The organism is bacterium (genome assembly GCA_035559435.1).
Taxonomy (GTDB): domain Bacteria; phylum Zixibacteria; class MSB-5A5; order WJJR01; family WJJR01; genus JACQFV01.
This window is the reverse complement of the sequence record DATMBC010000096.1, coordinates 1-21,917: the sequence shown is the minus strand read 5'-3', so window position 1 is coordinate 21,917 and position 21,917 is coordinate 1. Positions and strand designations below refer to the sequence as shown.

General features: G+C 63.2%; 21 protein-coding genes and 1 tRNA gene. 19 read left to right on the top strand and 3 right to left on the bottom strand.

All coding sequences use genetic code 11. The features are described 5' to 3' along the window. Nucleotides 1-125 precede the first annotated feature (125 nt). The 4 genes from ileS to VNN55_11110 all read left to right on the top strand — a co-directional run bounded on the left by ileS (nt 126) and on the right by VNN55_11110 (nt 4,756). Nucleotides 126-3,311: an isoleucine--tRNA ligase gene (ileS, locus tag VNN55_11125; GenBank protein ID HWO58107.1), complete on the top strand. Its 3,186-nt coding sequence runs from the start codon at nt 126-128 to the stop codon at nt 3,309-3,311. Nucleotides 3,312-3,331: 20 nt separating this feature from the next. Continuing rightward, a complete protein-coding gene (locus VNN55_11120; GenBank protein HWO58106.1) occupies nt 3,332-3,733 on the top strand; it encodes a TraR/DksA C4-type zinc finger protein in 402 nt (133 codons plus the stop codon). 71 nt (nt 3,734-3,804) lie between these two features. After that, complete coding sequence (gene lspA / locus VNN55_11115) at nt 3,805-4,398, top strand: signal peptidase II (GenBank protein HWO58105.1); 594 nt, start codon at nt 3,805-3,807, stop codon at nt 4,396-4,398. Between the two features lie 43 nt (nt 4,399-4,441). Further along, entirely contained in the window at nt 4,442-4,756 is a 315-nt protein-coding gene (locus tag VNN55_11110) for a DUF971 domain-containing protein (protein ID HWO58104.1), read from the top strand. Between the two features lie 10 nt (nt 4,757-4,766). Here VNN55_11110 and alr read toward each other — a convergent pair whose 3' ends face one another. After that, nucleotides 4,767-5,939, bottom strand: a complete 1,173-nt coding sequence (gene alr / locus VNN55_11105) for an alanine racemase (GenBank protein ID HWO58103.1) — start codon at nt 5,937-5,939, stop codon at nt 4,767-4,769. Between the two features lie 357 nt (nt 5,940-6,296). On the opposite strand from alr, the gene VNN55_11100 reads away from it, so the two are divergent. The 13 genes from VNN55_11100 (at nt 6,297) to VNN55_11040 (ending at nt 16,381) form a co-directional block, all read left to right on the top strand. After that, complete coding sequence (locus tag VNN55_11100; GenBank protein HWO58102.1) at nt 6,297-6,476, top strand: hypothetical protein; 180 nt, start codon at nt 6,297-6,299, stop codon at nt 6,474-6,476. A 26-nt stretch (nt 6,477-6,502) separates the two neighbouring features. Beyond that, nucleotides 6,503-6,772 (top strand): hypothetical protein, encoded by a 270-nt coding sequence (locus tag VNN55_11095; GenBank protein ID HWO58101.1) that lies wholly within the window; start codon nt 6,503-6,505, stop codon nt 6,770-6,772. 11 nt (nt 6,773-6,783) lie between these two features. Further along, nucleotides 6,784-7,431: an endonuclease III gene (gene nth, locus VNN55_11090; protein ID HWO58100.1), complete on the top strand. Its 648-nt coding sequence runs from the start codon at nt 6,784-6,786 to the stop codon at nt 7,429-7,431. A gap of 86 nt (nt 7,432-7,517) precedes the next feature. Further along, entirely contained in the window at nt 7,518-8,096 is a 579-nt protein-coding gene (locus VNN55_11085; protein HWO58099.1) for a YceI family protein, read from the top strand. Nucleotides 8,097-8,213: 117 nt separating this feature from the next. Next, nucleotides 8,214-8,624 carry a DUF309 domain-containing protein gene (locus VNN55_11080; protein ID HWO58098.1) on the top strand — a complete coding sequence of 137 codons (411 nt, stop codon included), beginning with the start codon at nt 8,214-8,216 and terminating at the stop codon, nt 8,622-8,624. Nucleotides 8,625-8,651: 27 nt separating this feature from the next. Continuing rightward, nucleotides 8,652-10,640: a HEAT repeat domain-containing protein gene (locus tag VNN55_11075; protein ID HWO58097.1), complete on the top strand. Its 1,989-nt coding sequence runs from the start codon at nt 8,652-8,654 to the stop codon at nt 10,638-10,640. Then, nucleotides 10,637-11,434, top strand: a complete 798-nt coding sequence (locus VNN55_11070) for a hypothetical protein (GenBank protein HWO58096.1) — start codon at nt 10,637-10,639, stop codon at nt 11,432-11,434. The genes VNN55_11075 and VNN55_11070 overlap by 4 nt, the downstream gene beginning before the upstream one ends. 58 nt (nt 11,435-11,492) lie before the next feature. Then, nucleotides 11,493-12,317: an ATP-dependent sacrificial sulfur transferase LarE gene (gene larE / locus VNN55_11065; protein ID HWO58095.1), complete on the top strand. Its 825-nt coding sequence runs from the start codon at nt 11,493-11,495 to the stop codon at nt 12,315-12,317. A gap of 226 nt (nt 12,318-12,543) precedes the next feature. Beyond that, entirely contained in the window at nt 12,544-13,290 is a 747-nt protein-coding gene (larB, locus tag VNN55_11060) for a nickel pincer cofactor biosynthesis protein LarB (protein ID HWO58094.1), read from the top strand. Then, the gene (locus tag VNN55_11055) at nt 13,287-13,619 is read left to right on the top strand and encodes a 4a-hydroxytetrahydrobiopterin dehydratase (protein ID HWO58093.1); all 333 of its coding nucleotides are present in this window, start codon (nt 13,287-13,289) and stop codon (nt 13,617-13,619) included. Before larB ends, VNN55_11055 begins: the two co-directional genes overlap by 4 nt. 119 nt (nt 13,620-13,738) lie before the next feature. After that, nucleotides 13,739-14,383: a CDGSH iron-sulfur domain-containing protein gene (locus VNN55_11050; GenBank protein ID HWO58092.1), complete on the top strand. Its 645-nt coding sequence runs from the start codon at nt 13,739-13,741 to the stop codon at nt 14,381-14,383. Further along, nucleotides 14,384-14,800, top strand: a complete 417-nt coding sequence (locus VNN55_11045; GenBank protein ID HWO58091.1) for a hypothetical protein — start codon at nt 14,384-14,386, stop codon at nt 14,798-14,800. It begins immediately after the preceding gene. A gap of 459 nt (nt 14,801-15,259) precedes the next feature. Further along, nucleotides 15,260-16,381 carry a M28 family metallopeptidase gene (locus tag VNN55_11040; protein HWO58090.1) on the top strand — a complete coding sequence of 374 codons (1,122 nt, stop codon included), beginning with the start codon at nt 15,260-15,262 and terminating at the stop codon, nt 16,379-16,381. A gap of 305 nt (nt 16,382-16,686) precedes the next feature. On the opposite strand, the gene VNN55_11035 is transcribed toward VNN55_11040, so the two are convergent. After that, nucleotides 16,687-17,553 (bottom strand): hypothetical protein, encoded by an 867-nt coding sequence (locus VNN55_11035; GenBank protein HWO58089.1) that lies wholly within the window; start codon nt 17,551-17,553, stop codon nt 16,687-16,689. 420 nt (nt 17,554-17,973) lie between these two features. Continuing rightward, nucleotides 17,974-18,064: transfer RNA gene (locus VNN55_11030), tRNA-Ser, on the bottom strand. 182 nt (nt 18,065-18,246) lie between these two features. Between VNN55_11030 and VNN55_11025 the strand changes: the two genes are divergently transcribed. Both VNN55_11025 and VNN55_11020 read left to right on the top strand, forming a co-directional pair. Then, a complete protein-coding gene (locus tag VNN55_11025; protein HWO58088.1) occupies nt 18,247-19,389 on the top strand; it encodes a glycosyltransferase family 4 protein in 1,143 nt (380 codons plus the stop codon). A 471-nt stretch (nt 19,390-19,860) separates the two neighbouring features. Further along, the coding region (locus VNN55_11020) for a UvrD-helicase domain-containing protein (protein ID HWO58087.1) at nt 19,861-21,917 on the top strand (2,057 nt) is incomplete at its 3' end.

Below are 21,917 nucleotides of genomic sequence, written 5' to 3'. Positions count from 1 at the left end.
AACGGTCGCCATTTGGAAGACATCGATACGACGCCGGCGACCCGCCGGCGTCGTTTTGTTTGCAATAACAGCCGTGACATTCCGCGCCCGACAGTGTAAATAGGCGCGTTTCAAGGCCGGAAACGATGAATCAGAAAACCGCCATGCTCGACACCGAGACCGACATCGTCTCGACACGCACCTCGTACGCCGATCTGGAAGAGCAGATTCTGGCCTTCTGGGACCAGGAAAAGATCTTTGAACAGTCGATCGCGATCCGTCGCGACGCGCCGGCCTTTGTCTTCTTTGAAGGGCCGCCGACCGCCAACGGCAAGCCGGGTATTCACCACGTGATTGCCCGCACGATCAAGGACCTGGTCTGCCGCTACCGGACGATGAAAGGGTTCCGTGTGGATCGCAAGGGGGGCTGGGACACCCACGGGCTGCCGGTCGAGATCGAAGTGGAGCGGCAACTGGGGCTGGAGTCGAAGCAGAAGATCATCGAGTACGGCGTCGACAAGTTCAACGCCAAGTGTCGCGAGTCGGTCTTCACCTACAAGCGCGACTGGGACCGTCTGACCCGCCGCATCGCCTTCTGGCTGGATCTCGAGCACCCGTATGTGACCTTCGAGAACGACTACATTGAGACAGTCTGGTGGATCCTGGCGCAGTTTTTCCAGCGCGACCTGCTGTACGAAGGGCACAAGATTGTCCCGTACTGCCCGCGCTGCGGCACCGGGCTTTCGAGCCACGAGGTGGCGCAGGGATACGACACGGTCAAGGATCCTTCGATCACCGTGATCATGCCGTTGCGCGACGATCCGGACACGGCGCTGCTGGTCTGGACGACGACACCATGGACGCTGATCTCCAACGCGGCGGTCGCGGTCGGGGATGGGATTGACTACATCCGGGCGCGCAAGGACGGGAAGACCTACATCCTTGCCGAGGCGCGGGCGCAGGCGGTGCTCAAGGGCGAGTATGAAGTGCTGGAGCGGATGAAGGGGCGTGATCTGGTGGGGCGCAAGTATGTCCCGCTGTTCGACTACTTCTCCGACACGCCGGAGCCGGCGGCGTTCAGCGTGTTGCCCGCCGACTTTGTCAGCACCGAGGATGGCACGGGGATTGTGCACATCGCCCCGGCCTTCGGCGCCGATGACTATGAACTGGGACGCGCACAGGGTCTGCCGGTGCTGCAACCGGTGCGTCCCGACGGCACCTTCGAAGAGAAGATCGCGCCGTACGCCGGGCAGTTTGTCAAGGACGCCGACAAGACGATCATCCGCGACCTTAAGGGAATGGGCCGTCTCTATGACGCCGGCCAAATCGAGCACACGTATCCGTTCTGCTGGCGGTGCGACACGCCGCTTCTTTACTACGCGCGTCGTTCCTGGTACATCCGCACGTCGCAATTCCGCGACCGTATGCAGGAGCTGAACAACACGATTCACTGGTACCCGCCGGAGATCGGCGCGGGGCGGTTCGGCGAGTGGCTGTCCAACAACGTCGACTGGGCGTTGTCGCGCGAGCGGTTCTGGGGGACGCCGTTGCCGATCTGGGTCTGCGCCTGCGGCGAGAAGACCGCGGTCGAGTCGGTGGCTGATCTGAAGGCGCGGGGGTCGCATTTGCCCGAACCGTTGGATCTGCACAAGCCGTATGTCGACGCGATCACCATTGACTGCCCGAAGTGCGGCCGTCCGATGCGGCGCGTGCCTGAAGTTATCGATGTCTGGTTCGACTCGGGCGCGATGCCGTTTGCGCAGTGGCATTACCCGTTTGAGAACAAGGATCGTTTCGACGCGCTGTTTCCGGCCGACTTCATCTCCGAGGCGGTTGACCAGACGCGCGGCTGGTTTTACTCCCTGCACGCCATCTCGACGCTGCTGATGGACCGGGTCTGCTACAAGAACTGCCTGGTGATGGAGTTCATCGTCGACAAGCAGGGGCGGAAGATGTCGAAGTCGCGCGGGAATGTGGTGGACCCGTGGGAGGTGATCAGGGCCGAGGGCGCCGACGCGCTGCGCTGGTACCTGCTGGCGGTGTCGCAGCCCTGGCTGCCGACGCGGTTTGACACCGCGGCGGTGACCGAGGTGCGCAACCGCTACTTCGACACCTGGAAGAACACGCTGTCGTTCTATCACCTCTACGCCGGCATCGACAGGATCGACACGGTGTCGATCCTTACGCGCCGTCCCTCGTCGCATGAATTCGACCGCTGGATCACCTCGCGCGCGGCCAGTGTCTGCGCCCAGGTCGACAAGGCGTTTGATGAGTATGACCTGACCCGGGCGGTGCGCACGATCGCCGATTTCGTGGTCGATGATCTCTCGAACTGGTATGTCCGTCTCAACCGCCGCCGGTTCTGGGGCGCCGAGAACGACGATGACAAGCTGGATGCCTATGCGACGCTGGCGCGGACGCTTCTGATGGTGTCGCAGTTGGCGGCGCCGGCGGCGCCCTTCTTTGCCGACTACGCGTATCGCGAACTGCTGGGCGATGCCGCCGGCTCCGGGGCGTTCCCGGTGTCGGTGCATCTGACCGATTTTCCGGTCTCCAACCGGGCGGCGATCGATCCGGAGCTGGAGGCGCGGATGGCGGCGGCGCAGGAGGTGGTGTCGCTGGGACGGGCGGCGCGGGCCAAGACCCGGTTGAAGACCCGCCAGCCGCTGGCGGAGGCGATCATTATTCGTCCGGCGGATTGGAACTCTGCGTTGCTGGAGCCGGTTACCGCGTTGATTGCGGCGGAACTCAACGTGAAACGGGTGAGTGTGCGCGAATCGTTGGAGGGTGTCGGGAAACTGGCGTTGAAGCCGAACTTCGCGGTGTTGGGCGGCCGGATCGGCGCGCGCATGAAGGAGTTGCAGCAGGCGGTGGCCGGCTGGGACATGAAAACCGCCGAGCGGTACTGCCGTTCGCAGAGCGCCGAGGTCCCGTTGAGCGGGGGGGCGGTGAAGCTGGGTGCGGGCGATTTGGTGATAGACATCTCCCCCCTCCCCGGGTATCATTGCGAGTCCGATGGGCGGCTGATCGTGGCCATCGACACTCGTCTGACCGAAGAGTTACAGGCCGAGGGACTTGCGCGGGAACTGGTCAACCGTGTCCAGAACATGCGCAAGAAACTGGGTCTGGCCGTGACCGACCGGATCATTCTGACGGTCCGAACGACGCCTGTGGCGCTCTCAGGAATTCGCCGGCATGCCGATAAGATCAAGGACGAAACGCTGGCGGTCGAATTCCATCTGGCGGACCGTCCAGCCGATGACCTGGAGGGCGAAAAAGTTGATCTGAATGGGGAGCCGGCGACTATCGCCATCGCCCCCCGGCGCGTATAAGAGCAGCCAGGAGAAGCCGAGTGAACAAGAAAGACCTGAAAAAGTTTGAAGAGATGCTCTTGGCCAAGCGCGCGGAACTGGTCGCCGACATCGGCCACCTGCGCAAGAACGCCATGGACTCGACCCCGACCGAGGCGGCCGGCGATCTGTCGACGCACGCCTACCACATGGCCGACCAGGGGACCGACGCCGAGGAACGTGAGAAGTCGTTCTATTTCGCGTCGAAGTCCGGGCGGTTCCTCTACCACATCGATGAGGCGTTGCGGCGCATCAAGGACGGCACCTACGGCAAGTGCGAGGTGTGCGGCAACGACATCTCGGTGGCGCGGCTGGAGGCGGTGCCGCACGCCCGTCTCTGCATCTCCTGCAAGGAGAAAGACGAGCAGCAGAAGGCGCGCGGCATCTCCGATGCCGCCGTGTAATCCCTGCCTTTTTCCGCCTGAATCCATTGTCCGAGACGCTACCACTGGCTTCCACACACCCGCGACGGGTGATGTGGATGCTTGTGTTGGCGTTGGTGGTGCTGGACCAGGTCTCGAAGTTTTTGGTGGTCTCGACCATGGACCTCTATGAAAGCATCCCGCTTTTGGGTGATTGGCTGCGCATCACCTACATCCGCAATCCCGGCGGAGCCTTTGGGCTGCGCTGGGGGCATGTGGCGGTGTACTATCTGGCGGCGGCACTGGTGATTGCCTGGATTGTCTGGCACCTCTGGCGTGAGGGATCGACCGGCCGGTTGTCGATGTGGGCGTTGGCGCTCATTCTCGCCGGGGCGCTGGGCAACCTCGTGGACCGCGTCCTACAGGGCGAGGTCGTGGATTTCATCGACTGCGAGTTCTTCGATCTGGCGGTGCCGGCCTTCAACCTCGGCATCTTGCATCATCCGGGGCTGGAACTGGATCGCTGGCCGACCTTCAATGTTGCCGACTCGGCGGTGACGATCGGCGTGGTCGCCCTGCTGGTCTCGCTGATTCGCGATCCGGTCGTGTTTGCCCATCCTGTCGCGCCCGCGCCGGAGGAACCGGTTGCCGGGCACGATGTTGAGGAATCCGATCACCTCCCGCCGGCTTCGCGGACCTCGGCGTGATGGCGGCGACGAACGTTCACCCTTCAGCCGGACTTACGACATCATGAGCAGAGGAACCCCGATCCCGACGGAAATCGGCCGTGCCAACCAGTGGGACATCAAGATCCGCTGGAACAACGGCCAGGAGCACGTCTTCCCGGCGCGATTCCTGCGTCTGGCCTGCCCCTGCGCGGCCTGTGTGGAGGAGATGACCGGCGAGAAGCTCGTGACTGAGGAGACGGTGCCGGCGGATGTCCACCCTCTGTCCATCCACCCGGTCGGCCGATACGCGATCCAGATTCTCTGGAGCGATGGCCATCAGACCGGCATCTACACGTGGGAACGCCTCTGGCAGCTGGCCGAAGCGCTGCCGCGGTAGGCGGACTGTCCTAATTCGATTCGACGGATGCGGCGGCGGTCACCGGCGCGTCGGCGTGCCGGTGGATGATGTAGCGCGGCAGTCCATTCCCCAGACGGCAGGTGATTTCATAGGCGATCGTGCCGGCGCGTTTGGCCAGCTCGAGCGCGGTGATCGTCTCTTGGCCGTCGCGGCCGATCACGGTCACCGGATCGCCGATCGCCGCATGGTCGAGGTGGGAGACATCGACCATGGTCAGGTCCATGCCGACCACGCCCACGATCGGACAGCGTGTGCCGCGGATCAGCATCTCGCCGTTGTTGGACAGATGCCGGGTGTAGCCCATTCCGTAACCGATCGGGATCACGGCGATCGTCATGGCGCGCGGCGCCTGGAAACCATCGCCATAATGCACCCACTCGCCGGCCTGGATGCGGCGCTGGTGAAGGATGCGCGAGCGTACCGACATCACCGGACGGATGCCGGCAAGCGGGCCGGGAGGCGGATCCATTGCGCCGTAGGCGACAATCCCCACGCGGATGCCGTCGAAGGCGGTCACCGGATGATAGGCGACCGGATACGAACTGGCGGCATGGCGGAAACCGGGGTCAATGCCCAGCTGCTTCAATCCGTCGAGGACATGACGGAAACGGTCGGTCTGCTCCTGGATGGCGTCGCCGGAGGCGCTGTAGTGGGCGCGGTAGTGCGTGTAGAGTCCGGCGATGCGGACATTCGGCAGGGCCGCAATGCGGGCGATGCGATCGGCGGCGCTCTCCCAGTCCAGTCCCAGTCGAGAGAGCCCGGTGTTGATCTCGATATGCAGCGGCAGGACGCGTGATCCGGCCAACCGCGAGTACGCCAGCGCACTCTCCTCGCTGCTGATCGATGGCGTGAGGTTCCACTCGGTCACGGCGGGGAGGTCGGTGTCCGCCGGCGGGTGCAGGAGCACAATTTCGCCGTCGACATCGGCGCGGCGCAGGGCCATCCCCTCGTCGACGGAGACCACCGCGAATCGCGAGATGCCGAATTCGGCGGCCACGGCGGCGACGGTGCCGGCGCCATGGCCGTACGCGTCGGATTTCACCACCAGCAGGATGTCGCGCTGGGGACCAATCGCGGCCTTCAGCAGCCCGAAGTTCGAGCGCAGGGCCGACAGGTCAATCTCGCAGTAGGTGCGGTGCCGGACGGTTGCTTGGGATGTCATCGCGGTGTGCCTGCCTGTCGCCGGAGCCGGCGATGGCGTATCGAATCTACCGGCATCTTTCCGGTCTCACAAGGGCATTCATGGTCCACGTCTTGTATGTCGGCAGGGGGATGGCGGATTCATGAGCGGTAAAATTTCTCCCCTCACCCTGACCTGCTCCCCTTTCAGGGGAGAGGGCACTTGCCTGATACGCAATCCATGGATCGGAGCCCGCAGGACTCGTCGATCGGTCCACGGAGCGCTCACCGAAATCGCCTCTGCCCCGCAGGGGGAGAGGGCCGGGGTGAGGGGCCGCTCCCGTCGCGCACGTTACCCCGAGCACGGCGCTTTCCCGGCGGTGCGCCGGAGCGTATATTAATGGCAACCGATTTTGTCGCGGTCGCGAAGGAGCGTATCGGCATGGCTCAAAATCCTGCGGAATCCCCGGAAGCGAAGACGCCACGGCGTCCCTGGGAAATCCTGATCGTTGGCTTGCTCGGGCTTTTGACCCTGGCGGCGGTGCTGCTCATCCTCACCGACCTGCAGGGATGGGTCTGATCTCTCGGTGAGGCGGCAGGCAGCCTGTGGGAGCCATCTTTCTCATCGTGGGAGTCTCCGGTCTGCTCTTCATCGTGCTGGCGTTGGCGATGAAGAAGACGACGCCGGAGGCATCCCTGGTTGCGCTCGAAGACCGCCTGCGCGTCTGCGCCATTTGCCAGGATGAGTTCGCCGAGTCGGAGATGGTGACGCGCAAGGTGGGAGAGGCGGGGTACCTGCGTTACTTCTGCGACCGGTGCGTGATCGAGTTGTACGAGGAGTCGCGCCTGTTGCACGATCCGCGGTCGAAGGATTAGCTTCCGCTCCGATGCCGCGCGAATCCAAGTCGCAGAAGGCCGCGCGCGCCCGGCGGATTGCCGACGGCCTGCGCCGTCTCTATCCCGCCCGCTGTGCGCTGACCCACGACAATCCCTTTCAATTGCTGGTGGCGACCATTTTGTCGGCGCAATGCACCGACGAGCGGGTCAACATGGTGACGCCGGCTCTGTTCGCGCGGTATCCGGATGCGGCGGCGTTCGCGTCGGCGCGTCAGGGGGAGATCGAGAAGATCATTCACCCGACCGGATTCTTCCGCGCCAAGGCCAAGAGTATCCTCGGCGCCAGCCGTCTCATCCGCGAACGCCATGGCGGCACGGTGCCCCGGACGATGGCGGAACTTGTCGCTCTTCCCGGAATTGGACGTAAGACCGCCAACGTGGTTTTGGGGACCGCGTTCGGAATGGCCGAAGGCGTGGTGGTCGACACCCATGTCGGACGGTTGGCGCGACGGATGGGACTGACGGCACAGACAGACCCGGAGAAGGTTGAACGGGATCTGATGGACTTATTGCCGCAGGCGGAATGGATCGAGTTTTCGCACCGCATGATCTGGCACGGGCGTCGTATCTGTATGGCCCGCAAGCCGTTATGTAGCCAATGTCCGATTGCCGCCGACTGCCGGAAAATCGGAGTGTAACAAATCCCATTCGGCGTGTGTTATGGCGATATCACCGCCTGCCACACGTGGCGGGTCTGCTGGTTCTCATTACAGGAGAAAGTGCGATGTGTCGTGGTCTGCTAACGGCAGTGGCTGTGTTGGGAGTTTGGGCGGCGGGTTCGGCCACGCAGGCCGCGCCGTATGTGCTTGATCCCGCGGCGAAAAACCGGGTCGAATTTCACTCCAAGGCGACATTAGAGTCATTTAGCGGCAAGGCGAAGACGTTCACGGCCGAATTCGAGGTTGATCCGGCGCAGTTGCGGCGCACTCGCGGCAAAGTGACTGTCGATCTGCGCACTTTGGACACCGGAATCGACCTGCGCAACAAGCACATGCGCGAAAATCACCTGCACACCGATTCGTTTCCCAACGCCGTGTACGCCATTGACAGTGTCGCCACCGCCGCCGACGGGGCCACCGTCACGACCGTCTATGGCCGCATGACCATCCATGGCCAGACCCGCGCCATGACGGTCCCGGCCTCGGTCGCCGAGACCGGCGACGGGACAGGGTACCGACTGCAAAGCGAGTTCCCGCTCAAGATCACCGACTTCGGGATACCGCGTCCGGAATTCCTTTTCCTCAAGCTGGCGGAGGAAGTGCGGATCGTGGTGGATCTGGTGATTGTGCCTCAACGGCCATAGGATCGGCGGGCATCTTCCGGTGTAAGAAGGGCATCCGGACGGCGGCGACCGTCTTGATCGTTGGCGCCGTTCGGCTTATCCTGCCAGTCTGCCCGCGGGGAACGGCGGGCATCGCCCATGACCGATACACCCGCGCACGAGGAGACACCCTACGAGTTTGGACGCCGCCTCTTTGCGGCGGGGGTGGCGGAATTCCAACAGGGCGGGTACTTCGAAGCGCATGATCTTTGGGAAGAATTTTGGCAGGAGCTGCGCGGCGGCGACCGCCTCTTTCTCCAAGGGTTGATTCATCTGGCTGTGGGGACCTACCACTTCCAGAACGGCAACCTGAAGGGCGCGCGCAGCCAACTGGGAAAAGCGACGCAGAAACTAGGTCGGTATCCCGAAGGACACTGGGGCGTGGACATCGCGCCCTGGCGGGTCTGGGCGGCGGCGGTGGCCGGTGGCGCGACGGTGCCTCCGCCGGAGGCGGCGGTTGTGTTCGACTCGCGCCGTTTTCCCGGGCAGCTGGCCATGGCGCCGCGATGATCCGGAAATCAAGGGAGGAGTGATTTGATGAGATTCCGCGTGTGGTGGGGATGCCTTCTGATGGCCGTGATCGCCGGCGGCTGCGGCGGGGGCGGCAATGTCGCCGAGAAGATCGCGCAGATCCGCGTCTGGGAGGATCAATCTTGGACCGCCAACGGCCGGCTGGTCTCGATGCTGGCCGATCGCGACGAAACGGTGCGTGAACGCGCCGCGTACGCGCTCGGGCGGGTCGACGACACGCTGACACTGGATACGCTGCGTCAGGTTCTGCTGACCGACAAGTCCCCCAAAGTGCGCGCGGCCGCGGCCTTTGCGCTGGGCGTCTGGACGTGGAAAGTCGGCAAGAATGCGTTGGTGGAAGCCTTACCAAAGGAAACCGACCCCGATGTGCTGATCGCCATCCTGCAGGCGGCCGCGCGCGTCTATGCGCGCGACGAGTATGCGATGTTCTTTCCCTACCTGCGCCATGCCGACCCGCGGGTGCGGGCGCAGACAGCCCAGACGCTGGACATGCTGAACCGTCGCGAGGCCACCGATTCGATCATTCCGTTGCTTGACGATCCGGAGCCGTCGGTGCGCAAGACGGCGCTTTTGTCCTTGATCCGTATAGGCGTGGAGCAGGCGGCGCGTCAGGGCGCGCGTTTTATCAATGATCCCGATCCGGAGATCCGCGCACTGGCTTACAAGTTGGCCGGATCGGCGCGTTTCCCGGAGCGCAACGCGCTGCTGATCGCGGGTTTTCGCGATCCGGAGCCCCAGGTGCGGTGCGCCATCGCCGATGCCTGCATCGTGATGCGCGACACCGGCGTGCTCAACTCGATTCTGCCGGCGTTGTCGTCGGAGCCGCGGATCGATGTCCTCCAGCGGGTCCTGCGGGCAGCGGCCGAGCACATTCACGCGCATCTGAGCGAATGGGTGCTGCCGCTCTTGTCGCATCCCGATCCGACGGTGCGGGCGCAGGCGGTCAATGCGCTGTGCAACCGCCGCGACACCCCGTGCTGGGCGGAGATCGCCCGCGCCGAGACGGATCCGGACTGGCGGGTGCGGGTGGCCATTTTCGACGCGATCGCCAAGATCGCCCGCTTTGTGCCGGTGGACACCCAGATCATCTTTCCCATGACGCGGCGTTTGATGGAGGACCCATCGCCGCGGGTGCGGGCCAAGGCCCTGCAGACCTACATCGACTATGGAGGCGGCGACGGCGACAAATATCTGGCCCGGCTGTACCATGACACCAGCGACTACGTCGTGGCGATGGCGGTGCAGCTGATCGGCACCTACCACATCAACATCTACACCGACTCGCTGCACCAACTCTATCAGAAGTACGCCGATGATCCCAATCCCGATGTGAAGTGGGCGATTCTGGCGGCATCGGCGAACATGCTGCCGACCGTGCAGATCGATTCCATCCGACAGGACATCATCAACTGGGGGATGGCCGATCCCAACCGGCTGGTGCGTTGGTACACGATCGCGGTGGCCTTCAAGTTCCACCAGGACCGCCGTCATGAGCTGGGCGTTTTTGAAACCGATCTGTCCGTGGCCAACATCGACAGTCTGTTGCCGGCGTATGCGTCTCCGCCGCTGGCGCGGATCGAGACCACGCGCGGCGCCATCACGGTGGAGCTGGACACGCGATGGGCGCCCCGCGCGGTCCGCCAATTCATGGAGAATGCGCGGATGGGCGCCTACGACAACACGCCCGTCAACGAACTCCAGGGCGGGCAGTTGGTGACACTGGGCGATCGCAACGGCGATGAGGCGAATTTGCCGCCGGCGAATGTCCGCGATGAGTATTCGCCGCAGCGGGTGGAGCCCGGCACGCTCATGTGGTCTATCATCGCCCGTCACGCCGGACGCGGCACGTTCATGATCGCGCTCAACCGACTGCCTTACCAGGATTGGCGGTACCCGGTGTTCGGACGCGTGCGCGAGGGGTTGGATGTCGCGCACAATCTGACGCTGGCGGACACGGTGCGCACGATTCAGATTCTGCCGGCGGGCATATCGTGAGGACTCGCACGCTGTCGGCCGTGGTCGCCGGTGTTGTGCTGGGCGGAACGGCGCGCGCGCAGACGTCCCTGCCGGTGGATTCGATTGTCGCGCGGGCGCGCGCGGCGCTGGCCGCCTGCGATTCGCTGGTCGAAGATGCCACCTTCACCTCGAGACTCTACGAGCGCGAATTGCACGGCGACGGCACCCTCAAGTCCGAGAAGATCTACCAATCCCGCCAGTATGTGCGCGGCAACGACAGCCGCGAAATCCTGGTCGCGATGTGGGAAGATGGCAAGCCGGTCAAACCCTCGAAACTGGCCGACGAACAGAAGAAACGCGACGAGGAGCGCAAGAGACGGCACGAACGACGCGGGAAGGGCGAGGATGACGAGGGCGGTTCGCAGGAGATGATGGCGCCACTCTTGCCCCGCTACAGCGACGACTACCAATTTCCCGCCGCGGCCGCCGACACCGTCGACGGCATCCCCTGCTGGAAGATCACCGTCGAGCCGTTGCGCGCCGATGAGAAGCGGGTGAAGGGGTTCATCTGGGTGGCGCAGGCCGACAGCCGTCCGGTGGCCGAGGAGTACGACATGGCCAAGCGTCCGGGGGCGCTCAAGGAGTTCGGGATTCGGCTGGATCATTCCCCCACGCTGGGCGCCTGCGCCTTCCCGCGGCGGTTCTTCCTCAAAGGGTGGGGCAAGGCGCTTGTGTTCATCAAGTTCAACTTCGAAGTCGAGATGCTGACCGACTCGCTGCAAGTCAATGTCGGCGTGCCCGATTCGCTCTTCGCCCTGCCGGGGTCGAAGTAATCCGCCAACTGACGGGCGGTCGCCGACGTTGTACTCTCGCTGGTTCGATTGACGCGCCATGAGCACAATGACCGACAGCGCACTGATCCTGGCCCTGCGCAAGGAGGCCGATCTGACCGAGGCCATCCGCGCGTTCGGGTCGGCGATTGTCGCCTATTCGGGCGGCGTCGATTCGACCTACCTGGCCGCGGTGGCGCATGAGGCGCTGGGGACGCGCGCGGTCATTGCGACCGCGCAGTCGCCCTCGATGGCCGATGGGGAGTTTGTCTTCGCCTCGACACTGGCCGCCGAACGCGGCTGGCATTTCCAAGTGGTGAAAACCGGCGAAGCGGAGGACCCGCGCTGGCTGGCCAACGATGCCAATCGCTGCTACTTCTGCAAGACGGAACTCTTCACCGTGCTGGGGCGGCTCGCGGCGGCAAACGGCATCGGGCACATCCTCTATGGCGCCATTCCCGAGGACTTCGGCGACGTGCGTCCGGGACTGCGCGCCGCCGCCGAACAACGCGCGCGGGCGCCGTTGGTCGATGCCGGCTTGACCAAGCCGGAGATTCGCGCCCTGTCGCAGCGGCGCGGGTTGCCCACCTGGGACAAACCGCCGGCGGCCTGTCTGGCGTCGCGCTTTCCCACCGGTACGGCGATCACGCAGCCGGAGTTGCGCCAGGTCGACCGCGCGGAAGCGGCGTTGCAGGCGCTGGGATTCCGCGGGCACCGTGTGCGGCACCATGGCGAACTGGCGCGCATCGAACTGCAGAACGGCGATTGGGAAAGAATCGCCGGCGATGGGTTCCGCGCGCGGGTGATCGAATTGGTGAAGGCGGCGGGATACAAGTATGTGACGATCGATCTGGGCGGATATCGCCCGGCGGGATTGAACGCTTGACGGCCCAGCAGGGTCGATGGAGCGTGTGTCGAAACGATGCGCACGCTCTGGGATTCGAGCGCTGTTTCTTTCAACAAGCAAATTCCCTCTTTTCTGGAAGGGGACAGGGTTAGGGTGAGGGGGTAAAGTCCGCAATGGGAGCGGCCCCTCACCCCGGCCCTCTCCCCCTGCGGGGGAGAGGGCGAATTTCGGTGAGCGCTCTGTCGACTGATCGAGGCGAATGAGGATGGATTTCACAACACTCTTGCAGGATGTGGCCGCGGGACGGCTGAATGCCGGCGAGGCAGCGAAGCGACTGAGCGACTGGCCGGCCTCCGATCTGGGATTCGCGCATCTGGACAATCACCGCGATCATCGCACCGGCTTTGTGGAGGTTGTCTACTGCGCCTCGAAGTCGCCCGAGCAGGTGGCGGCGATCCTCAAGAAGCAGTCGGAGCATCAGCGTGTGCTTCTGGGCACACGCGCCGAGCGCGCGCACGCCGAGGCGGCGATGGCGGCGGTGCCCGACTTGGAGTATTTTCCCGAGGCGCGCATTCTGCGGCGTCTGGATCCGGCGCGCCAGGTGGCGGCGGCGCCGATCGCGGTCATCTCCGCCGGGACTTCCGATCTGACGGTGGCGGAGGAGGCGGCGCTGACGGTGGAAACTGTCGGACAGACACCCTGGCGTAAATACGATGTCGGTGTGGCGGGATTGCATCGTGTGGCCGGTATCCGCGAGGAACTGGAACGCTGCGGCTGCGTGATTGTTGTAGCCGGAATGGAGGGCGCGCTGCCGTCGGTGGTCAGCGGGCTGATTTCGCGTCCGGTGATCGCGGTGCCGACCTCGGTCGGTTATGGGGCCGCGTTTGGAGGGCTGGCCGCGTTGCTGGGGATGCTGGCCGGCTGCGCGCCGGGAGTGACGGTGGTGAATATCGACAACGGTTTCGGCGCCGCGGTGGCGGCCTGCCGGATCAACACGAAGGTGGCACGATGAGCGAACTGGCGGCGAAAACCTGTGTGCCCTGCCGTGGCGGCGTGCCGCCGCTGCGCGGGCGTGAACTGACCGACCTGCTGCACCAGTTACAGGGCTGGACGGTGGTCGGCGAACATCATCTGCGCAAGGAATACGCCTTTCCCAACTTCGCCGCGGCGCTGGCGTTTGTGAACCGGATCGGCGCGATCGCCGAGGAGCAGGGGCACCACCCCGACATCTATCTTGCCTGGGGCAAAGTCGAAGTGAAACTGTGGACGCATAAGATCGACGGGCTCACCGAATCAGATTTCATCATGGCCGCCAAGATCGACGCTCTGCCGCGGGGATGACGCTTCAGACGTCCTGCTCTGTGTCGTCTCGGCGGCAAAGGGAACACAATCCCTTTCTTAACTAAGCAGACGACTCGAAGCGGCGGGCGGACATTCTCGGAAAGGCAAAGGAGAACGACATGGCCAAATCCATCCATCACTATCGCGGGCGCGACATCGATGTGTCGTGGGACAAATTGCGTTGTCTGCACGTGGCGGAGTGTGTGCTCGGCTTGCGCACAGTCTTCGACACCGACAAGACCCCCTGGGTTCAGCCCGAGAACGAGAGCGCCAATCAGGTCGCGTCGGTGATTCACCGTTGCCCGACCGGGGCGCTGCAGTATGCGCGCAAGGACGGCGGTCCGGCGGAGAGGCCGGATGCGCAGAACACGGTGCGGGTCGCGGCCGCCGGGCCCCTCTATGTGCGGGGCGACATCCGTCTGGTGGTGGGTGGCGAGACGGTGCATGAGACGCGCGCGGCGCTCTGCCGCTGCGGCAAGTCGGCGAACAAGCCCTACTGCGACGGCACCCACACGCGTGTGGGGTTCGAAGACGATGGCCACGGCACGCAGAAGGCGGTTGTCGAGACCCTGCCGTCGGGGCCGGTGACCATCACGCCGCGTCCCAACGGCCCGGACTTCTGCGAGGGGCCGCTGGAGGTCCAGTCATCGGACGGGCGCATCCTTTACCGCGGCGAGAAGGTCTCGCTGTGCCGCTGCGGCGGCTCGCAGACCAAGCCCTTCTGCGACGGCAGCCACCGGAGCAACGGGTTCGAGGCGCCCTGAGTGAGCGACCCACAGGGCTATCGGGCGGAGCGTCGTGAGACGGCGCTGCTGGTTCTGGTCGCCATTCTGGCCACATTTATTCCGCAGCGGCTCTACCTGCATCTTGTCAACCCCCACGCCGATGCGTTTCTCTTCGGCTACAACATCCATCATCTCTTCACCGGCGCGGCGATCGAGATTCCCGCGGCCATCGTGCTGGCGCTTCGACTCGGCAGTCGATGGACCCGACGCGTCGCCGCTCTCGCCTTCGGCGCGGGAACGGCCATGGTGCTCGATGAAGTAATCTTCCTGATCACCACCGACGGCAGTAACATGGCGTATCTGACGCCGATCTCGCTGTGGGGCGCGGTGGTGCTGGTGGGTCTGGCGGTCGCGGGACTGGTGATCGTCCTGAGTCTTAGCCGAACGCAGCCGTGAGTGCCACGGGTGCGCTCCAATCGGCCACACTTAGTTGCTCTTGAATCATCCGACGCTCGTCCGCTTTCCGCTGAGCACGAATCCCCAGTCGATGGCCTGACCGGCGGGGGTGGCCCTGATGCAAAAAGCGCATCAGGGCTTGCCTCACGCCGTGTCCACGTGCTGAAATGCTCCTCGTCTGGCGAGTACTTCGATTCAAATCCCACTCGCTCACGATCGCAGTTGAGTTAACCCTGGCGAGATAATGCCCTCGCCGCCACCCTTCGCCTTGCAAGGTTCTGGAATTGCGTTATCTTGGAAGCGGGGTTCCATCCGCCTTTGCGCCGGGTCTATTGTATGCGTTGGCCCAACAGCACATTGATCTGTCGAAGTGTGAAGTGGTCGCTTCTGGCAATTGCGCTGATTGTCAGAGGCAGCGATCAGTCCGCCGCCGCAAGCCTTGTTTCACCGGCCGGACTGGTGAGCGCCGATTCAATCCGGTCGTACCTGACACGGTTGGAAGCTTTCAACGGCCGCGTGTCGGGCACTGACTCGATCTATGCGGCGAGGGACTGGATCCATTCGCGGTTTGTGGCGTTTGGGTATGATTCGGTCTACAATGATTCATTTATCGCGCCGGTATTCGGCGGAGACCGCCCCTGTTATAATGTTGTCGCGACCCGAGTGGGCGACAGCCATCCGGAATATCAGATTGTGATTGGCGCACATTATGATGGAGTGCCCGGCTCGCCGGCGGTCGATGACAATGGCAGCGGGGTCGCCGGTGTGCTGGAGTTGGCGCGCGTGACGCGCGGGCTGGACTTCGACGTGACGCTGGTGTTTGTCACGTTCGATGCGCACGAGTGGGGAATCCATGGCTCCACTCATTACGCCACCGCTGCCGCCGCCCGTGGCGACCAGATTCTCGTCATGCTGAATCTCGATATGTTGGGATTCGCGCCGAACAGCGGCGACGCCCTGCTGCTCTTTGATCCCGATGACCGCTACGCCCGTATCTGGGCTGATAGCGGCGGACCGCGTTTCGGACTTACCGGACATCCTGTCATGTCCTACTACGATGTGGATCATTACCCGTTCGTCCAGCGGGGCTACCATGGACTGTTCGTCTTTGAGTATCTCTTCTCATCGGTCCATCACAGCGCGCGTGACAGCGTTGCCTACATCAATTTCGATTATGCCGCGCGCATGACCGACGCGACGCTGGCCTGTGTCGCCGCCATCGCAAACAGCGACTGGGACGCCGACGGAGTCGCCAACGCAGTGGACAACTGCCCGGCGAATCACAATCCGATGCAGACAGACAGCGATGGCGACCTTGTGGGCGATGTGTGCGATCCCTGCACGTGTCCATGCCCCGCGGATCCCGTGTGTGACGGTATATACTCGGACGTACTGGATGTGGTGACCGTCATGCATACGGCGTTTCGAGGCGCGCCGCCGCTGTTTGACCCGGGATGCCCGTTCGAACGCAATGATGTTGATTGTTCCGGAGTGGCGGATGTGGTCGATCTCGTGCGCGTGATCGATGTGGCCTTCCGCGGCGCAGATCCCGCGGTGACATTCTGCCGACCTTGCCCCTAGGGCAGACCGCAACGGTGGGATGTCAGAAATAAACAGCGCCGCCAAGCAGGTCGGGTGGCATGAGTGGCGCACACCGCGCGACGAAGCGAATCGCGTGGCCGCGGTCTCTGACCGCGGTCGAGCGGAACAAGACAATCGCAGAGTCAATCGTCCAAGAGGTCGAGAGCCCGAACCGAGTCAAATGAGTGAAGTCTTAGAGTGACATCACACGGGCAGTATGTGCCGTCGGCACACCGCGGTCAGAGACCGCGGCCACCCAATTCCGGTCACGTGCAGACCTTCAGTCCGGCCACCCGGCCAGCTTCTTAGCAGTTCCCGCGTGCGAAGTGCTCGTAAAGTTTCACCAGCCGAGAATCGTCACCTCCATCACTTGGTATTGCGAAAGATTTCGGAAACGGTTTAGAATAGTCGGAAGCGAGGCATGCGAGCATGATCGCACAATGCTTCAACCCCATTTCCATAAAGTGAGGTTGCATGGGAGTTCCAAGTGCTAGGCGCAGTTGTCGAACTGAAAGACTGCCCGGGTGAGCATAGGAGCACAGATACCTGTATACGTGGAGAGCATGAAGCTCATTAAAGCCAGCTTCCTTGCCAAGTTCATTCCAAGTAAGCAATGGCCATCGAAGCTCCACGAGGATCTTATTTCTCTTGGAATCAGAAAGCTCTTTGAACAGCGAATTCTCTTCGAGTTCAGAACGAAACTCCTTCACAAACTCAAGGACCGATTTCAGCAATTCCTTGCCCTCATCCGAACTCACGGGGAAACGAGCTTGCTTGGCGGAATCTACATAGCTCCATGCCAGGAAGCGGAATTCTGCTTCCTCTCTGGTCGCTGGGGTCACAAACAAATGATTGAAAAGTAGAAACGACTCGTGACACATTCGCGCCAACCCAAGAATGGAAAAAGCATCACGATAATGGGAATGTGGTGCCAATTCTGGAATCTGGACTCCTCGAAAGAGTGCAAGGGCAGACAATGCATGCTGAACAACCTTGTACCCCAAGACTTCGGCCTGTAAAATGCGGTCGAACTTGCCTCCCTCGGTCCCCTTGGCCGCTTCAGTTTGATTCACGTGAATGCGAAACAGCCGGCAAAAGGCTTCTTCTGTGCTCATTCTGAATTCAGGATATTCGGTCATCTCAATATGTTCTTCTTCCAGCGAATGGATCAAGCATCCGCAGTGCCTTGCTCCAATTCCTTCTCAAGTCGGAGAAGTTCTTGAATCCTTGCATGATGTCCGATGAAGTCAAGTCGCTCATCAAGTGTAAATGGCCGGGTGGCATGAGTGGCGCACACCGCGCGACGAAGCGACTCGCGTGGTTGCGGTCTCTGACCGCGGTGTGCCGACGGCACATATTGCCCGTGTGATGTCACTCTAAGACTTCACTCATTTGATGCGTTTCGGGCTCTTGGGCGCTTGAGTTTGCGATTGTCTCGCTCCGCTCGACCGCTGTCAGAGACCGCGGCCACCCAATTCAGGTCACGCGCTGACCGTCAGTCCGGCCACCCGGCTCACGATGAGAATTAAGTTAACCCTGACGAGATAAAGCCATCGTCAGGGCGCCCTTCCGAATCAGATTTGGTATTGAGATGGCGGAGAGACCGGGATTCGAACCCGGGAGACGGAGTTACCGTCTACACGCTCTCCAGGCGTGCTCCTTAAACCACTCGGACATCTCTCCCGACCGGAAGATACTACCTCACCGGTGGGAGGATCAAGTCGGTTGGCGCAATCGAAACAGATTGCTTCGTCACACGCCTCCGCCTGCCGGGGAGACTTTGCCGGGCCTGCGATCAGGGGGGGTGAGGCAGGTGGGTGGATGCGCCGATAAGATGAGGGGGCGCTGGACCCGCCCCGGCCATCATGTCCGAGCGATTCCGACTGCTGTATCTGGCCGATGAGCCGGTCACGCCGGTGCCGGGGGTGCTGTTTCCGCCCGACCCGCTGGCGGAGCCGCATCCGGAAAGTTGCCAGACTTACGAGACTTACCTGCACACGCCGGTGCCCGGCGCAACCGACGGCCACGGGGGCATGGCGCATTTTCTCGAATTGCCGCGCACCGGCGTGCTGTGGAACCCGCTGGCGCGTCTGAAAGTCCTGCGGCTGTTGCACCGGCTGCGTCCCGATGCGATCATCGTGCGCGGCATCGCCGCGCGGGTGCTCGGGCTGTCGGCGGCGCGGGCACTGGGTGTGCCGAGCCGTCAGGCACTGGTCACCGATCTGGGGCAGAGTGTTACCCTGCCGGTCCTGCGCTCGCTGGTGCGCGCCAATGACCATGCCACGCACTTCCTCACCGATTCCTACGCCGCCGCCCAGCGGCTGATCCGTCAAGAGCAGGTCCAGCGCGGGCGGATCGATATCATGCGGTGGGGGGTGGAGCTGACACGATTCGGGCGCCGCAGCCCCGAGTCGGTGGTCGAGGCCAAGCATCGTCTCGGACTGTCGGCGCATCAGCCGCTACTTCTGGCCGCCGGACGGTTCGCCGCCACGCAGGACTACGACACGCTGCTTTATGCGCTGCGCCAGCTGCTGCCGCACATGAAGGATGTGCGTCTCGTGATCTGGGGGCTGGGGGGCGCCGAACTGCCGGCGACGGTGCGGGAGTTGAGCGTCCGTCATGGCGTCGAGGAGCATCTGCTCGACCTGTCGCCGTCGATCGCGCTGGAGTCCTGCATCGCCGCCGCCGATGTCGGCGTGGTGACATCGTATGTCGAATCCTGCTCGCCCTTTCTTCTGCTCTACATGGCGGCGGGGTTGCCGGCGGTGGCGGTCAATGTCGGCGGCAACAACGAGCTGATTGTGCCGGGGGAGTCGGGGTACCTGGTTGACTTCAAGGATCCCGACCAACTGGCGATGTTTGTCACCATTCTGCTCCTGTCACCCGAGTTGTCCGAGCGTTTCGCCGCGGCGGCGCGGGCGCGGGTGGAGGCCAATTACGCCTACACCGCCGCTTGTCGCGCGCGCGAGGATTTTTTCCGCATGATGGCCTATGGCGTGACGCGGTAAGTCAGTCGCCTACGATTGACGTGCCACGATTCGGTGAGTCTTTGCCCCTGTGTTGCCGCGGGGAAAAAGTTTGCTTCCCGCCATGGCGGACCGGCGTCGGTCCGATCCGCCTTCGGTGGATCGGGCCTCATCGCAATGGCGGATGGCGGCCAGGTACGCCGGTGGAGGTCGGTGCGCCGTGCGTAGGGGCGTATTGCATACGCCCCTCCCCCCACCGGCCACGCGCGCCGGGGCGTATGCAATACGCCCCTACGTGATAACGTGAACTCACGCGGCATCTGTCCACCGTCGTTGCGAGGAGGAGTCCGCCGCAGCAATCTCTTTTTCTGCCCCGTTTGTGCGGAGCGGCGCCTGTGCGTCTGGGCGCGGCCACTTGGTTGTGCAAGCATCTGATGGATGATTGATCTTCCTGCGCACGACGCGTATGTTGCCCTGACGCCGCAATGATGCGGCGCTCTGGATACTTGCGACGTGACCTTTTCTTCCTCCGGAACACCCGATCTGTTGGCCGATCTGAATCCGCCTCAGCGCGAGGCGGTCGCGCATGGCGATGGGCCGATGCTCATTCTCGCCGGCGCGGGGTCGGGCAAGACCCGTGTCATCACCTACCGGATCGCGCATCTGCTGGCGCGCGGTGTCCCGCCGTGGAGCATCCTGGCGGTGACCTTCACCAACAAGGCCGCCGGCGAGATGAAGGAGCGCGTGCGGCAGTTGATCGGCGAGGCGGCGCAGAATGTCTGGGTATCGACCTTTCATTCGTTCGCGGCGCGGTTCCTGCGTCAGGAACATGCCGCGGCGGGGCTGCCGGCCGACTTTTCGATCTATGACGAGGACGATTCGAACCGTCTGCTGAAACGCATCATCGCCGAACTCAATCTGCCGTCGCGCACCTTCGCGCCCGGGGTGGTGAAATCGCGCATCTCGTCGGCCAAGGACAAGCTGCAGGATGCCGCCGCCTTTGCCAATCTGGCCAAGGACGATTTCGAGCGGCAGGTGGCGGTTGTGTACGGCAACTACCAACGGCAACTGGCCGAGGCCGGCGCGGTCGATTTCGATGATCTGATCATCCGCACGGTGCGTCTGCTTCTGGACAATGAGATGGTGCGCAACCGGTGGCAGGAGCGGTTTGCGCATGTGCTGGTCGACGAGTACCAGGACACCAACATGGCGCAGGCGCGTCTGGTGCAGATTCTCGCCGAGCCGGAACGCAACATCTGCGTGGTGGGGGACGATGACCAGTCGATCTACGCCTGGCGCGGGGCCGACATCCGCAACATCCTCGATTTCGAACGGCATTTCCCCGAAGCGCGGGTGATCCGTCTGGAGCAGAACTATCGCTCGCGCCCCAACATCCTCGAGGCGGCGCACGCGGTGGTCTCGGCCAATCAGAACCGCCACCCAAAGAAACTCTGGACCGAGAAACACCCCGGGCCGAAGATCACGCTCATCCTGACGCCTGATGATTGGACGGAAGCGGAGATGGTGGTCAGCCGCATCCGCATGCTCTGCCGGACCGAGGAGCACACCGGCAGCGATTTTGTCATCCTGTACCGCACCAACGCGCAGTCGCGCGCCTTTGAGGATGCCTGCCGCCGCTACACGATCCCCTATGTGCTGGTCGGGGGGGTGAAGTTCTACCAGCGCGCCGAGATCAAGGATGTGCTGTCCTACATGCAGCTGACGATCAACCCGAATGATTCGGTGGCGCTGTTCCGCATCATGAACAAGCCGCGGCGCGGGATCGGCGAGGCCTCGCAGGAGAAACTGGCAGCGGCGCGCCGTCTTGATCGGCGGCCGTGGCTGGAGTTCCTGCGCGATCAACAGACGGTGTCCGGCGTGATCGGGCCAAAGGCGGCACAGGCGATCGGCGGACTGATCGGACTGCTGGATGAATTGAAGGCGCAGTACACGCAGATGCCTCTGGGGGAATGGTGCCGCTGGCTGGTGGAAAAGACCAACCTCAAGGCGGCGTGGGATGATGATGATCCCAACATCGCCCAGACGCGCGAGGAGAATGTCGCCGAATTGGCAGCGGCGCTTTCGGAGTTTGAACAATCGACCGACACACCCAGTCTCGCCGGTTTCCTCGAGCAGGCGGCGCTGGTGACCGACATCGACACCTGGGAGCCCTCGACGGAGCGGGTGACGATGATGACCTTGCACGCGGCCAAAGGGCTTGAGTTTCCGGTCGTGTTCATCACCGGGTTGGAGGAAGGACTCTTTCCGCTGTCGCGGTCGATGGAGAAACCGGAGACGCTGGAGGAAGAGCGGCGGCTCTTCTATGTCGGCGCGACACGGGCCAAGGAACGTCTGTTCCTCACACATGCGCGCACACGGCGTCGGCTGGGGCCGATGGCGTCGCTGAAGTCGCGCTTCATCGAGGAGATTCCGCGGGAGTATCTCGACATCGAAAATCTCATTCCCGCGACCGAACTGGAGCCGGGCGGGCTGGGGTATGACGCGCCGGGACGCTCGTGGCGGGCGGGGGCCTCGATGTATGGCGAGCATCGCGCCGGACGAACGGTGGC